Origin of the sequence: Bradyrhizobium sp., assembly GCF_019244115.1 — a bacterium.
Taxonomy (GTDB): domain Bacteria; phylum Pseudomonadota; class Alphaproteobacteria; order Rhizobiales; family Xanthobacteraceae; genus Bradyrhizobium.
Genome location: NZ_JAFATE010000619.1, coordinates 1 through 13,058, shown reverse-complemented (window position 1 = coordinate 13,058; position 13,058 = coordinate 1). Strand labels below are relative to the sequence as shown.

Here is a 13,058-nt window from a genome sequence, read left to right as displayed (position 1 = left end):
TGGCATTCGGGATCGCCGAAGCGGACATTGTATTCGAACAGTTTTGGGCCCTGCTCGGTCAGCATCACGCCGGCATAGAGGACGCCATGAAAGGGCGTGCTGCGTGCCTTCATGCCGGCGACGGTGGGCAGAATGATCCGGCTTATGATCTCGTCATGCACCTCCGGCGTCACGAAGGGTGTCGGCGAATAGGCGCCCATACCGCCGGTGTTCGGTCCCTGATCGTGGTCGAAGGCGCGCTTGTGGTCCTGGGCGGAGGCAAGCGGCAGCGCGGTCTCGCCATCGCAGAGGGCAAAGAACGAGACCTCGCGGCCAGCCAGAAATTCCTCGATCACGACCTCGGCGCCAGCCGCCCCGAACGCGCCTTCGAACATCATCGCGATGGCGTCTTCGGCCTCGGATAGGGTTTTCGCGACCACGACGCCCTTGCCGGCGGCGAGTCCGTCGGCCTTGATCACGATCGGTGCGCCCTGTGCGCGCGCATAGGCGCGCGCGTCGCCCGCGTTGCTGAAGCGCCGATAGGCTCCGGTCGGGATGCCGAACTCCGCGCAAAAATCCTTCGTAAAACCCTTGGAACCTTCGAGCCGGGCGGCCAGCCGGCTCGGCCCGAACGCCTTGATCCCGGCGGAGGCGAGATCATCGACGATGCCGGCCACCAGCGGTGTCTCCGGCCCGACCACGACGAGGTCGACCGCATTGCCCTTGCAGAACTCGATCACGGCAGCATGGTTGGAAATGTCGAGCGCCACGCATTGGCCCTCACGCGCCATGCCGGCGTTTCCGGGCGCAATCAAGAGCTTTGTGACCAGCGGCGAGGCTGCGATCTTCCAGGCCAGAGCGTGTTCGCGGCCGCCGGAACCGAGCAGGAGGATGTGCATGGGGTGTCGCCAGGATAGCAGGAGATCATTCCCGGAAGCACGAATCCGCCTTCCCGTGCAAGGGGGAGATATCCACACACACACCGTCATTCCGGACGGCGCGCCTCGCGCGCCGATCCGGAATCTCGAGCTTGTTTGGCACCGGCGCACACGATCTCCAGATTCCGGGTTCGCGCTTACGCGCGCCCCGGAATGACGTCATTGAGGGATTGCGCCCTATTTGCCTCCGGCCGCGGATGCCGCGATGATCTCCTGCAGGGTCGCGACATGGCGGGCGAAGGCGCCGCGGCCCTCTGCGGTGGCGGTGACCGTGGTTTGCGGCTTCTTGCCGACAAAGGCCTTGTCCACCCCGACATAGCCGGCGCGCGACAGCGTCTCGATATGTGCGCCGAGATTGCCGTCCGTCGCGCCGGTCAGCTTCTTCAGCCGGGCAAACTCCAGCCCGCTGCCGGACGGCAGCGCGTTCAGCGCCGCCATGATCCGCAGCCGCAGCGGCTGATGGATGACGTCGTCGAGTTCGGCCATCGCTTCAGTCCCGGCGCATGCACAGGCCGCCGACGATCAGCCCGCCGCCATTGGTGACCGCCATCCACAGCATGAAGGCGTAGCCAGTAACGAAGAAATAGCCGATCAACGTCAGCACGGTGATGCCAAGGCCGATCGCCACGAAGGCGCGGCCGAACCACAGGCCCGCAAGAACGTAGAACAGCATGGCATAGACGGGCCAGAAGGTCCCCATCTGGCGCGGTCCGAAATGGCCGAGCACCACGCTGCAGAACAGACCGAACGCAAAGTACAGCACGAACGCGGCCGCGACGCGCAGATCGAACGAGTGCATTCCGGTGCGACGCATGTCGAGAATCGAGAGCGTGACGGTGCCGCCCACGCCCAGCGTGTTCACCGCGATCCAGATCGCGCCGCCGTCACGCGGCGAGAGCCAGTTTGCCAGATTTCCGGCGAAGACCAGGACACCCCACATGATCATGACCCGGCTGGCGAGATCATAGATCCGTGACTGCCGCACGCGCCGCGCGACGTCGTCGATATCGGCGAGCGCCTTGCGCGCCTCTGCACTGTCGAGCTTCATGTAGCGCCTTCGGGCTGGATTGTGGGCTTTGCTACGGCCAATCGCGCTATCGGCGGCGGCTGATAGCGCCGGATCAAGTAAGCCCCGATCAAGGTTACGATTGCGGCTGCGGCGCCGCTGACGGCCCATGCCTGGCCGTACGTCAGAGCCACACTGCGCAGGATCGTTTCCGTGACGGCTGCGGCCATCAGGCCGACGAAACCCCAGCTCATGCAGCGGTAATGCAACTGCTTCCAGTAGGCCGGCCGCGGGGTCATCAGCATCGGGACCATCGCGGCGATGATGGCAGCCAGATTCGCGATCGCACCGAAATGAAAGGCGTTGAAACTCCCCGTGAACCGGTACAGCAGCATCGCCAGCCCATCGACCATCACCATCCCATACACGAAAGCATAGCCGCGGGCGCGGTGCGCCGCGCCGTGTTTCGGTCGCACGAGCTGGATCGCGCCGACCATGATACAAAGCATCGCCAGCACCATGTGAAACGTCCCGACCACGGTGAGATTCGTCATCATGGCTCAGCTCCCCGTCACGCCGTGGCTGACGACGTCGTCGGCGATAGCCGCGACGGCCCTGGAATCGCTGACGATCGCCATGTGATTGACGCCGTCGATGAGGTGCACCGGCACATGCTCGCCGACGGCATCGCGATATTTGTCGGCAATCATCAGCTCATCATCGGCGCCGGCAAACAGGGCGACGGGCCGGGTGGCGGCTTCGAGATCCCGGCGATAGCCTGATGTGGCGAAGTTCCGCATCAGCCGATAGGAATAGGTGGGATTGAGGATCGCGCTGGAATTGGCCGGCACCGCGAACGCCAAAGTCGGGAGCGATTGGCAGCAATCGACCCCGAGCCGGTGCAGGATCGCGAGACCGAACAAACGGGGCAGGTCCGCGCTGGCCCAGCCGCCCGAATCCGGCCGGTTGGTCAGTGCGTCATGCCCGAGGTAGGGCGCAAGCAGGACGGTGCGGACAAACAGGTTCTGGATCGGCGAGGCTGCAATGCGCAGCGCAAAACCGCCGCCTGCGGAATGGCCGAGCAACGTGATCGGCGCGGTCGGGTTGGTCTTGCGGATCTCGGCAACGAAGTCCGCCATGTCGTCCTCGAGCTGGCCAAGATAGGCAACATCGCCGCGACTACCTGACCCGCCATGGCCGCGGATATCTGGTGCATAGGTGTCGACCCCGCGGGCGGCGATCGCATCAGAGAGCGCATGGATCGCAACACTGGAGCCCGAGGAGCCATGCACCAGGATGGCGATCTGGCCAGTCGCCTGGCCGCGGGCGGGGTAATGGCGGTAGGCCAATTCGGTGCCGTCACGACCGTGGAACCGCTCCAGCCCCGGCATGGTGCTGCGGTCGACCGCACGCGCGGTGTTCGAAATCGAGACGAGTTCCGGCGGCTGGCTGACGGGCCTTGCGACCATTGCAGTGAGGAGCAGCGCCACCGCCCCGACCAGGCCGAGGACCCATTGCGTGAGCTTCAGCGGAAACCAGACCATCCAGCGCAGCATGATTTTCCTCCGGAATCCTTCAAAACAGAGAACTCTATCGTATAGGGTCAGAGAACTCTGTAATCCAGAGTATGTGCATAAGCAAGGGAACAAATGGCGAAAGATCGAAAGAATCCCTAGTTTGGATTTTCGTCCTGAAAGGGAATCGATGACTGCTGCGCCGAACCTGCTCAACGCGCCGGAATACACCGTCTCGGAACTCTCCTCCGCGCTGAAGCGGACGGTCGAGGACGCCTATGGCCATGTGCGGGTGCGCGGGGAGATTTCCGGTTTTCGCGGACCGCATTCCTCGGGCCATTGCTATTTCTCTCTGAAGGACGAGAGCGCCAAGATCGAGGCGGTGGTTTGGAAGTTCGTCCATGTGCGGATGCGCTTCAAGCCGCAGGAGGGGCTCGAGGTCATCGCCACCGGCAAGCTGACGACCTATCCCGGCTCCTCAAAGTACCAGATCGTGATCGAGGCGCTCGAGCCCGCCGGCGTCGGCGCGCTGATGGCGCTGATGGAGGAGCGCAAGAAGAAGCTCGCCGCCGAGGGCCTGTTCGAGGCCGCGCGCAAGCGGCTACTCCCCTATCTGCCCGAAGTGATCGGCGTCGTCACGTCGCCGACCGGAGCCGTGATCCGCGACATCCTGCATCGTCTTGAAGACCGCTTTCCCCGCCGGGTGCTGGTGTGGCCGGTCAGGGTGCAGGGCGACGGCTCGGCCGAACAGGTCGCCGCAGCAATCCGCGGCTTCAACGCACTGCCGGAAAGCGGCCGCATTCCACGGCCTGATCTCCTGATTGTCGCGCGCGGCGGCGGCTCGCTGGAAGACCTCTGGTCGTTCAACGAGGAGATCGTGGTGCGGGCGGCCGCCGACAGCATGATCCCGCTGATTTCGGCGGTCGGGCACGAGACCGACATCACTCTGATCGATTTCGTCGCCGACAAGCGCGCGCCAACGCCGACCGCCGCGGCGGAGATGGCCGTGCCGGTGCGCAGCGAACTGTTTTCCGAGATCGCAAGCCTCGCCCGCCGCACCTTCGTCTGCTGGCACCGCCATCAGGAGGGCCGCCGCAACGAACTGCGCGCCGCGGCGCGCGCGCTGCCCGATGCTACCGAGGTGCTGGCGATCCCGCGGCAGCGGCTCGACGCGGCGGCCTCAGCACTGCCGCGCAGCCTCCGGACCAACACGCATGTGCATTTCCGCCAGTTTGCCGCCGCGAGCGCGCGGCTGACGCTGCGCGTTTTGCGCGGCCAGGTCGCGCAGGCAGACCATCGGCTCACCGTCTGTGGCGAGCGGCTGACGCTGTCGGCGCGCGCGCTGCTCTACCGCCGCCGCGACCGCTACACGGCGCTGGCGGCGCGGCTGAAAACCTCAAAGCTCGCCAATCTGGAGGCACGGCGCCAGGCGATTTCGCGCGCCCGCGAGCGGACCGAGCGTCTCGCCGATCGCGCGCGCCGCGCGCTGCTCACGTCGGTGCAGCGGCTCGATGCGCGCGTCGGCCACGCGGGCCAATTGCTGATCGCGCTGTCCTATCGCTCGGTGCTGGCCCGTGGTTTCGCGCTGGTGCGGGACGAGGCCGGACATCCGCTGCATGCAGCTGACAGTATTGGGCCCAGCGCGCGGCTCGAAATCGAATTCGCCGACGGCCGTGTCGCGGCGACCGCCGATGCCGACCGGCCGGCCGCGAAATCAACGCCACCCGCAGCACCGAAGCAACCCGCACGCGAAAAGCCCGCCGCGCCAAAACGTATCACCAAGCCCGTCGACCAAGGCAGCCTGTTTTAGACTAGTTCGAACTATTTTCGACGTTGGGCGCGCGCTGCCTGTGCTCCCCTCCCCCTTGCGGGGATGGGTCGAGGGTGGGGTCGCAACAAGCACGGTCTCTCTGGTAACCCCCTCCCCCGCAAAGGGCGAAGGGAGCGCACCTCCCGCAGGGAGGGAGCGCACCTCCCGCGCGGATAGCGATCACTGCGCGAGCCACTTGGTGACCAGCTTCTGCGCGTCCGCCCGCGCCTCGGGATCGCTGCCGAGATGGCCGCGTTCGGGCGAGGCGCCATCGGCACTCGGCGCATTCACCTGCAACGGCAAATTGGGCCGATCGAAATCGTGGTACGCGCCGGGATAGACGACGATCCGCGTCAGTGCGCTGCGTCCGCGCGCACCGTCGATCATCTGCCGGCAGGCCGGCGACGGGGTGACATCATCCTTGGCCCCGATCAGGAGCAGCGTCGGAACGCGCGCGCTCCAGCCAAGTCCCGCCGAGAGCGTACAGTCCGGATAGAAGGCGATCGCCGAACGGAAATCCGGCTCGGCGCCGCGCGGCGACAATTGCGGGCGCACCGCCCAGAGCAGCGCGCTCGCGCCATTGCCCCAGCCGATCAGGCTGATGCGGTCATGCCTGGTCCAGGACTGCTGCACCAGCCATTGCCGTGCCGCCAGGATGTCGGAAACGCGCTCCCGCCGCGCGCTCAGCCGGCGTTCGTTGATGCGACATTGTGGACCAAGCCCACGCGAGCCAAAGCTGTCGGGCAATAGCACCGCGCTGCCATCCTTCACGAGCTGCTCGGCCCAATCGCGATAGCGCGCCTGCACCGGCTCGGAACGGCCACCCAATCCCCCGCAACCGTGCAGCGCGATCACGGTCGGAAACGGGCCGTCGCCGTCGGGCTTGAACAGTTCGGCGCGGAGCGCCACGCTGCCGGATGTGATATCGACTTGGCGCGCGACGTCGGACTGGGCCGCGACCGCGGGCGAACAAGCGGCAAACAGCGTCAGGACGATGAGAGTGAGCAGACTATTCATCGGTCTCAGGGCCGTCGCGGGGCAGCGGTAAATCGTTGCTTGCACGCTAACACGGCACAAAGGGCAAAAAACTCACAAATCGGTGGGTTTTCACCCCGCGCGACGCGCCCTATTTATGATAGATTGACCGAATAGAGCACATAAGTCTTCATTCGGAATCCTGTCCTTTCCGGAGCAATCCATCTTGCTGAACAAGTTCGGCCCCTCTAGCCATGGCGAAGCGCAGGTCCAGTATCTCGACGGCGATTTTCGCGTGATCTCCCCTGGAACCTATGTCCGCTGCGCGGTGACGGATGCGCGGATTCCGATCGACGAGCTGAAATATTGGAGCGTCGACCTGCAGGAGGCCTATGCCACGCCGGGCGCGGTGGTGCAGCGGCATTATCCCGGCGCGATTAAGAAGCAGGGGTAGCTACGAACATAACTATTGTCGTCCCGGCTTTCGCCGGGACGACATACTCACTTCTGACCGAACTTCTTCTGGCGCGCGTTGAACAGGCGCTCGTCGAGAAAGCGGCGTAGCGTTTTCTCATCCTCGAATTCCAGTGTGACCGGCAGCGTCGATATCTCTCGCACTGAAACGGGAAGCTCGCCCTTCTTCCGCAGCCGGACCAGGTCTTTTTCCGTCGTCACCAGCGTCAGCTGATCGCGCTTCGCCTCGGCGATCAGCGCGTCGACATCGGCTTCCGAAAACGGATGATGATCGGCAAAGGCCCGCTCTCGGACCACGTCGATGCCGTTTGCGCGCAACGTTCGGAAGAACCGCGCGGGATCGCCGATCCCGGCAAAGGCAAGCACAGGTTTGTTCGCGAGCACGGCGAGCGCAGCTTGATCCGGCTCGAGATGCGCCGACAACACGGGTCTCCCTGGACGCGATGCGATCCTCTCGGCGATCGCACCGGCCGCCGTCCCCTCCCCCACCACGATGAGCGCGTCGGTGCGGTCGAGCTGCGCAGATAATGGCGCACGCAAGGGACCGGCAGGAAAGACGCAGGCGTTGCCGACGCCACGATCGCTGTCGATCACGATCAGCGCGGCATCCTTCTGAACCGCCGGGTTCTGGAAGCCGTCGTCCATCAAAATGACACTGGCGCCTTGCGATTTCGCCAGCGCCACGCCGTCGACGCGATCGCGCGACACCGCCACCGGAACGGTTGATGACAGCATCAACGGCTCGTCACCGACATCAGCGGCCGCGTGGCGGTGCGGATCAACCATGACCGGACCGCGCAGCCGCCCGCCATAGCCGCGGCTGAGCACGACCGGTCGCTCGCCGAGTTCGCGCAAGATCTTCGCCAGCGCGAGCACGGTGGGCGTCTTGCCGGCGCCACCCATATGGTAATTGCCGACGCAGAACACGGGAATGCCGGGGTCAAGGCCGCTCCGCTGCATGCGCAGGGCGGTGAGCGCGCCATAGACGGCTCCGAGTGGAAACAAGAGATACGAGATCCAGGATGGTGGCCGGTGCCAGAAGGCCGGCTCACGCATCGGAGGCTCCCATCTCCAGCCGCAGCTGCAGCAAATAGGGTTCGAGTGCGGTGAGCGTGCGCTGCAGCGCGCCGCCGAGCTGTTCGACGACCCGCGATCCCGCGGCATTGACGGTGTTGCAGGCGTTCGGATCGGCCAATAGCTGGCCGAGCTGCTTCACCAGCGCTTCGAGATCGTCGGCCCGCCGCGCGCCGCCGGACGAATCCAGCGCCTCGTAGACATCGGCGAAATTGAACACATGCGGACCGTGCACGGTCGCGGCACCGAGCTTGACCGCCTCGATCGGATTCTGCCCGCCATGCCGGACCAGCGATCCGCCCATGAAGACGATCGGCGCGAGCCGGTAGAACAGGCCGAGCTCGCCGAGCGTATCCGCGACATAGACCTCGGTCGCAGCAGTCGGCGGCTCGTTACGCGAGCGCAGCGCGCCCGCGAGCCCCGATGTCGCAACCGCCAGCGCAATTGCCGGTCCGCGGTCGGGATGGCGCGGCACGATGACGGTCAGCAGGCCCGGAAACAAACCACTTAGGATGCGGTGCGCCTGCAGCAAAATCTCCTCTTCGCCGGGATGGGTCGAGGCGGCGACGATCACGGGCCGGCCGCGTGTCACCAGCATCAGCCGCTCGAGTTTTTGCAGATCGGCCGGCGGCGCGGGCACATCCAGCTTCAGATTGCCGGTCGTGACCACATTGGCGCAACCGAGCGCGGAAAATCGCTCCGCGTCGACGCGCGATTGCGCGAGACAAATGTCGAAGCGGCCGAGCAGCGCCGAGATCGTGGCGGAGACGCGACGCCAGCGCGGGAAGGAGCGCGGCGACATCCGCCCATTGATCAGCACCATCGGCAGCCGCCGCGCCGCGCTCGACAGGATCAGATTGGGCCAGAGATCGGATTCGATGAACAGCGCCAGGGACGGCCGCCAGTGGTCGAGGAAACGCGCGACGAAGCGGGGCGAATCATAGGGCACGTATTGATGGATGATGTCGGGCGGGAAACGTCTGGCAACGATCGCGGCAGAGGTCACCGTGCCCGAGGTCAGGAGGATGCGGAGATTGAGCGCGCGCAGCCGTTCGATCAGGCTCGCCGCCGCCAGCACTTCGCCGACGCTGGCGCCGTGAATCCAGACCAGCGGCCCGAGAGGGCGGACATCGCGGCTGAGGCCGCGGCGTTCGCCGATCCGCTCCGGATCCTCCTTGCCGTGCTTCAGCCGCTGCCGGATCACGGCCGGCGCGAGCGGCGCCGCCGCCGAAGACAGGCTGCGATAGACTCGCAGCGTCATCGGCAGCGCATCAGCCATGCTGCGCCTCTTGAGGCGCTACCTGCCGTGGCTCTTGCTGCACCATTTCGCCGTTCGCGTCCGGCCGGCCGACCATCGCATAGGCAACGCGGTTTGCCTCGTTGAGCGTGTCCTCGACCTCCTGGCGGAGCCGTTCCATGGTCGCGGCATCCGCGTCTGATGGCACGTGGATTTCCTTGATCCCGACCAGCGCGCCGCGCCCGAACGGCAGGTTGATCGTGGTGCGATCCCAGTTGTTGAGACGGATGAAGCGGCTGGTCACCATCGCGAAGGGCATGATCGGCCGTCCGGATTCTCTCGCCAGCATGATGACGCCGAGGCCTGCGACCCGCGCACGCTTCGGCACGTCGGCGGTGGTCGCCACATTATAGCCCTCACCCAGCGCGCGCACCATCTCCTTGAACGCACCGACGCCGCCCTTGCGGTGGAAAGCCGAGCCATGATCGCCGGAGCCGCGGATCGTGCCGACACCGAGGCGTTCGGCGGCGATCGCGTTGAATTCACCGTCGCGATGCCGCGAAATCAGCACCTTGGCGCGATACTCGGGCTTGATCTTGATGAACGGCGTCATGAAGTGCTGGCCGTGCCAGAACACCAGGATGCCGGGCATCGACGGCTCGACGAGGTCGTAGATGTTGTCCGGCTCGCGGCTGAACGTGTTGGTCTTCCAGACCAGCCGCAGGTACTCGGCGGCCAGCACGCCGACGGCGCGCTGCAGCCAGTTAGAGCGCAGTATATCGCGAACGAGTTTCTTCAACGCGCGGGGTTCGTCGCTTCGGGGTCGAGCAGCCGGTGCAGGTGCACAATGAAATAGCGCATGTGGGCGTTGTCGACCGTCTGCTGCGCCTTGGCCTTCCAGGCGACATAGGCGGCCGCGTAGTTAGGGAATACCCCGACGATGTCTACCTTGTCGAGATCCTTGAAAGTATTGTGTTCGAGATCTACGAGTTCACCGCCAAGCACAAGATGAAGCAGTTGCTGCGAGCCGTCTGGCATGTGTGTTGGTTCCTAGAGAGGTGCCCGGCAAGGGACTTTAAGAGAGATCTTGCGGCAGGTCAGGACAACGGGCGATTGCGGAAATGCGCCACGATTCTCGCATGACGTTCGCGCCCCGCCGCCACCAGTGCCCCGTGCGTGACTTCCCGGCGATTGTAGAGAATGGGATCGCCGGAAAGCGCCGTCATCTTACCATTCGCTTCCTGCACGATCAAATTGGCCGCCGCAAGATCCCAGTCGCGGCTCTGGCCGCCGGCAAACGCCGCGTCGAGCCGGCCATCGGCGACGCGGCACAGGCGAAGCGCCAGCGATCCGATGCGCGGATGGATCGCGATCTCGTCGCTCGAGGTCTTCAATCGTTCGACCAGCGGCTTCGGTCCCGCCATGCGCGCGAAATCGACCGCCGTTCCCGGCGTTGCCGATACGCCGACGCCATTGAGCGTCGCGCCTGCGCCGCGCGCGGCGAAAAAGAACTCGTCGCTGGCCGGAGCGAACACGGCCGCGATGACCGGCGCTGCATCCTCCACCAGCGCCACGCTGACGCACCAGTCCGCTTTGCCGGCAAGATAGTTGCGGGTGCCGTCGATCGGATCGACGATCCAGACCCGGCGCCTTGAGAGGCGGTCTTCGTCATCGGCGCTCTCCTCGGAGAGCCAGCCGTAATCCGATGCCGCCGACCGCAGCCGGCTCTCCAGGAGATCGTTGACCGCGATATCGGCTTCCGACACCGGCGACGAGGCGCCCTTGATCCAGTTCTTCAGTTCGCGTCCGAACAGGGACAGCGCGAGGCCGCCTGCCTCGCGTACAGTCTCCTTCAACAGCTTCGCATCGCGTGCCAGTATCGCGGCATCGACCTCAGCGTCCACCAAGCGTCAGTCCCTCGATCCGCACGGTCGGTGCGTTGATGCCATAGATGAACTTCAGGTCATTCGCCGCGGTCATCGACTTGAAGATCTCGAGCAGGTGGCCGGCAATGGTCACCTCGCTGACCGGATAGGTAATCTGGCCGTTCTCGATCCAGAAGCCGGAGGCGCCGCGACTGTAATCCCCGGTCACGCCGTTGACGCCCGACCCGATCAGGTCGGTGACATAAAAACCCTGCTTGATGTCGGCGATCAGCTCGGCCGGGCTCGGCTGGCCCGCTTCGAGATGCAGGTTAAAGGGCCCGGGCGACGGCGCGGAGGACACGCCGCGATGCGCGTGACCGGTCGTTGCCATCTTCAATTCCCGGCCGGTTGCCGAATCGAGCAGCCAGGAGGTCAGCACGCCCTCATCGACGATGGCGAGCGGCTTGACCTTGACCCCCTCGGCGTCGAAGGGCTGCGATCGGAGGCCGCGCTTGCGCAGGGGATCGTCGACGATGCGGATCTCCTTGGCAAAGAGCTGCTCGCCGAGCCGGTCCTTGAGGAAAGAGGTCTTGCGCGCGATCGACGCACCATTGATCGCACCGACGAGATGGCCGACCAGCGATCCCGAGACGCGCGGATCGAACACGACCGGAACCTTGCAGGTCTCGACCTTGCGCGGGTTGGCTCGCGCGACCGCACGCTCGCCCGCGGTGCGGCCGACGCTGGCGGCGGAGGCGAGATCGGCGGCATGCGGCGCGGTGGTGTAATCGTAGTCGCGCTCCATCCCGGTTCCCTCGCCGGAGATGGCGGTCATCGAGATCGAGTGATTCGAGCGCAGATAGGCGCCGTGAAAACCCGCGCTCGTGACCAGCACCATGCCGCCGATCCCGGCGGAGGCCGAGGCGCCACTCGACTTGGTCACGCCTTTCACAGCGAGCGCTGCCGCTTCGGCCTCCTGGGCGCGCCGCTCGAGTTCGGCGGTCGAGGGAACCTCGGGATCGAGAAGGTCGAGCGCGGGGATATCACGGGCGAGCAGCGCCGGATCGGCAAGCCCGACATATTGGTCGTCGGGAGCAACGCGCGCCATCGCCACCGCGCGCTCGGCAAGCCGCGCGACGCCATCACCGGAGACGTCATTGGTCGAGACCACCGCCTGGCGCCGTCCGACCAGCACGCGCAGGCCGACATCGTTGCCCTCGGAGCGCTCGGATTCCTCGACGGCGCCGTCGCGCACCTCCACACCTTGCGAGATGCCGCGCACCGCCACCGCGTCAGCGGCGTCGGCGCCGGCGCGCTTGGCGGCTTCCACCAGGCGTTCGGCCAGCGCACTCAACGCGGACTGGTCGAACAGGTCGGCATGGACCGCCTTCGGCGAGGATAGGGATGTGCTTGATGGTGAAGAGTTCACGAACAAAATCCTGAAGGGATGGCGGGGATCGCGAAGGGCGTCGGCCGAATCAGCAGATGTGGCCGATTGGCGCGGACTTCAAGCATTTTTTGCGCCGCCGCATCCGGCGAATTCGGCACATCTGCAAGGTCTCGTCAATCATGCGGGCCAAGGTCTTGTCAATCATGCCGGTGAAAGGGATCGCGGTCACATCCGATTAACCAGCCTTCTTAAGCAGAATTCGCAAAAGCCGCGGCTAAGGTCACGCCATCGACCGGGAACATAATCCCGGCGGGGAGACTAAAGCCGTGAGGCGTCAAACAGCAACAAGCGGGAGCAATCCCGCCGGGTCGAGCCGCAGCACGCGGCTCGACCCTCTTTCTCTGCCGGTCCGTTTCGATGCGCACGACACCCGTGCGGATGGCGGCGTGCGGCAGGTGGAACTGCATCGCGAACGCGTCGTGCTGCGCCGTGCCATCAACGGCATGCGCATGGCCGTCAACATCAGCGTCAGCGATTTTCGCGGCATCGCGCTGCGCGAGACCGGCGAGACGCAGCTGCTGGTCCTCATCCACCGCGATCCGTCCCTCAACATCCCCTTGTGCGAGAGCGCAGACCGCGCCGAGATCGCCGCCGCCTGGCAAGGCTGGAGCGAGATCTTCGGTTTGCCGCAACTTCAGGATGGCGAAAGCTTCGAACCTGCGCCGCGCCGTCGCAGGCGTAACGCGATCCGCTGGCGCCGCCCCCGCTTTCTGATCCGCCGCCGCGTCGGCGATGC

15 protein-coding genes are annotated in these 13,058 nt (G+C 65.5%); 3 read left to right on the top strand and 12 right to left on the bottom strand.

Annotation, left to right across the window (positions count from 1 at the left end; translation table 11 throughout):
* The 5 genes from purD to JOZ76_RS27180 all read right to left on the bottom strand — a co-directional run.
* On the bottom strand, positions 1-878 hold an 878-nt coding region (purD, locus tag JOZ76_RS27200), incomplete at its 3' end, for a phosphoribosylamine--glycine ligase (RefSeq protein WP_291703911.1).
* Between the two features lie 216 nt (positions 879-1,094).
* On the bottom strand, positions 1,095-1,403 hold the full coding sequence (locus JOZ76_RS27195) for a winged helix-turn-helix domain-containing protein (protein ID WP_291703909.1): 309 nt from the start codon (positions 1,401-1,403) through the stop codon (positions 1,095-1,097).
* 4 nt (positions 1,404-1,407) lie between these two features.
* Positions 1,408-1,965 (bottom strand): hypothetical protein, encoded by a 558-nt coding sequence (locus JOZ76_RS27190; RefSeq protein ID WP_291703907.1) that lies wholly within the window; start codon positions 1,963-1,965, stop codon positions 1,408-1,410.
* Positions 1,962-2,444 carry a hypothetical protein gene (locus JOZ76_RS27185; protein WP_291703906.1) on the bottom strand — a complete coding sequence of 161 codons (483 nt, stop codon included), beginning with the start codon at positions 2,442-2,444 and terminating at the stop codon, positions 1,962-1,964. Before JOZ76_RS27185 ends, JOZ76_RS27190 begins: the two co-directional genes overlap by 4 nt.
* Before the next feature lie 39 nt (positions 2,445-2,483).
* The gene (locus JOZ76_RS27180) at positions 2,484-3,467 is read right to left on the bottom strand and encodes an alpha/beta fold hydrolase (RefSeq protein WP_291703913.1); all 984 of its coding nucleotides are present in this window, start codon (positions 3,465-3,467) and stop codon (positions 2,484-2,486) included.
* Positions 3,468-3,627: 160 nt separating this feature from the next.
* On the opposite strand from JOZ76_RS27180, the gene xseA reads away from it, so the two are divergent.
* Complete coding sequence (gene xseA, locus JOZ76_RS27175; protein ID WP_291703904.1) at positions 3,628-5,247, top strand: exodeoxyribonuclease VII large subunit; 1,620 nt, start codon at positions 3,628-3,630, stop codon at positions 5,245-5,247.
* A 180-nt stretch (positions 5,248-5,427) separates the two neighbouring features.
* Here xseA and JOZ76_RS27170 read toward each other — a convergent pair whose 3' ends face one another.
* Positions 5,428-6,264: a dienelactone hydrolase family protein gene (locus JOZ76_RS27170; protein ID WP_291703902.1), complete on the bottom strand. Its 837-nt coding sequence runs from the start codon at positions 6,262-6,264 to the stop codon at positions 5,428-5,430.
* A gap of 184 nt (positions 6,265-6,448) precedes the next feature.
* Here JOZ76_RS27170 and JOZ76_RS27165 point away from each other — a divergent pair, with 184 nt between their 5' ends.
* Positions 6,449-6,676 carry a DUF2093 domain-containing protein gene (locus JOZ76_RS27165; protein WP_291703900.1) on the top strand — a complete coding sequence of 76 codons (228 nt, stop codon included), beginning with the start codon at positions 6,449-6,451 and terminating at the stop codon, positions 6,674-6,676.
* 47 nt (positions 6,677-6,723) lie between these two features.
* On the opposite strand, the gene lpxK is transcribed toward JOZ76_RS27165, so the two are convergent.
* The 6 genes from lpxK to JOZ76_RS27135 are packed head-to-tail and all read right to left on the bottom strand — an operon-like array spanning position 6,724 to position 12,301.
* Entirely contained in the window at positions 6,724-7,752 is a 1,029-nt protein-coding gene (gene lpxK / locus JOZ76_RS27160; RefSeq protein WP_291703898.1) for a tetraacyldisaccharide 4'-kinase, read from the bottom strand.
* Positions 7,745-9,049: a 3-deoxy-D-manno-octulosonic acid transferase gene (locus JOZ76_RS27155; protein WP_291703896.1), complete on the bottom strand. Its 1,305-nt coding sequence runs from the start codon at positions 9,047-9,049 to the stop codon at positions 7,745-7,747. Before JOZ76_RS27155 ends, lpxK begins: the two co-directional genes overlap by 8 nt.
* Entirely contained in the window at positions 9,042-9,806 is a 765-nt protein-coding gene (locus JOZ76_RS27150) for a lysophospholipid acyltransferase family protein (protein WP_291703895.1), read from the bottom strand. The genes JOZ76_RS27155 and JOZ76_RS27150 overlap by 8 nt, the downstream gene beginning before the upstream one ends.
* Positions 9,803-10,045, bottom strand: coding sequence for a DUF4170 domain-containing protein (locus JOZ76_RS27145; RefSeq protein WP_291703894.1), 243 nt, complete (start codon positions 10,043-10,045; stop codon positions 9,803-9,805). Before JOZ76_RS27145 ends, JOZ76_RS27150 begins: the two co-directional genes overlap by 4 nt.
* 59 nt (positions 10,046-10,104) lie before the next feature.
* Positions 10,105-10,914 carry a 3'(2'),5'-bisphosphate nucleotidase CysQ gene (locus tag JOZ76_RS27140; protein ID WP_291703892.1) on the bottom strand — a complete coding sequence of 270 codons (810 nt, stop codon included), beginning with the start codon at positions 10,912-10,914 and terminating at the stop codon, positions 10,105-10,107.
* The gene (locus tag JOZ76_RS27135) at positions 10,901-12,301 is read right to left on the bottom strand and encodes a TldD/PmbA family protein (protein WP_291703890.1); all 1,401 of its coding nucleotides are present in this window, start codon (positions 12,299-12,301) and stop codon (positions 10,901-10,903) included. The genes JOZ76_RS27140 and JOZ76_RS27135 overlap by 14 nt, the downstream gene beginning before the upstream one ends.
* Before the next feature lie 287 nt (positions 12,302-12,588).
* Here JOZ76_RS27135 and JOZ76_RS27130 point away from each other — a divergent pair.
* The coding region (locus tag JOZ76_RS27130) for a DUF6101 family protein (protein WP_291703888.1) at positions 12,589-13,058 on the top strand (470 nt) is incomplete at its 3' end.

What these genes read in the sequence shown, in the direction of transcription:
- JOZ76_RS27195 (WP_291703909.1), bottom strand. Translation starts at nt 1,403, where the DNA reads ATGGCCGAACTCGACGACGTCATCCATCAGCCGCTGCGGCTGCGGATC.
- JOZ76_RS27190 (WP_291703907.1), bottom strand. Translation starts at nt 1,965, where the DNA reads ATGAAGCTCGACAGTGCAGAGGCGCGCAAGGCGCTCGCCGATATCGAC.
- JOZ76_RS27185 (WP_291703906.1), bottom strand. Translation starts at nt 2,444, where the DNA reads ATGGTGCTGGCGATGCTTTGTATCATGGTCGGCGCGATCCAGCTCGTG.
- JOZ76_RS27180 (WP_291703913.1), bottom strand. Translation starts at nt 3,467, where the DNA reads ATGGTCTGGTTTCCGCTGAAGCTCACGCAATGGGTCCTCGGCCTGGTC.
- xseA (WP_291703904.1), top strand. Translation starts at nt 3,628, where the DNA reads ATGACTGCTGCGCCGAACCTGCTCAACGCGCCGGAATACACCGTCTCG.
- JOZ76_RS27170 (WP_291703902.1), bottom strand. Translation starts at nt 6,264, where the DNA reads ATGAATAGTCTGCTCACTCTCATCGTCCTGACGCTGTTTGCCGCTTGT.
- lpxK (WP_291703898.1), bottom strand. Translation starts at nt 7,752, where the DNA reads ATGCGTGAGCCGGCCTTCTGGCACCGGCCACCATCCTGGATCTCGTAT.
- JOZ76_RS27155 (WP_291703896.1), bottom strand. Translation starts at nt 9,049, where the DNA reads ATGGCTGATGCGCTGCCGATGACGCTGCGAGTCTATCGCAGCCTGTCT.
- JOZ76_RS27145 (WP_291703894.1), bottom strand. Translation starts at nt 10,045, where the DNA reads ATGCCAGACGGCTCGCAGCAACTGCTTCATCTTGTGCTTGGCGGTGAA.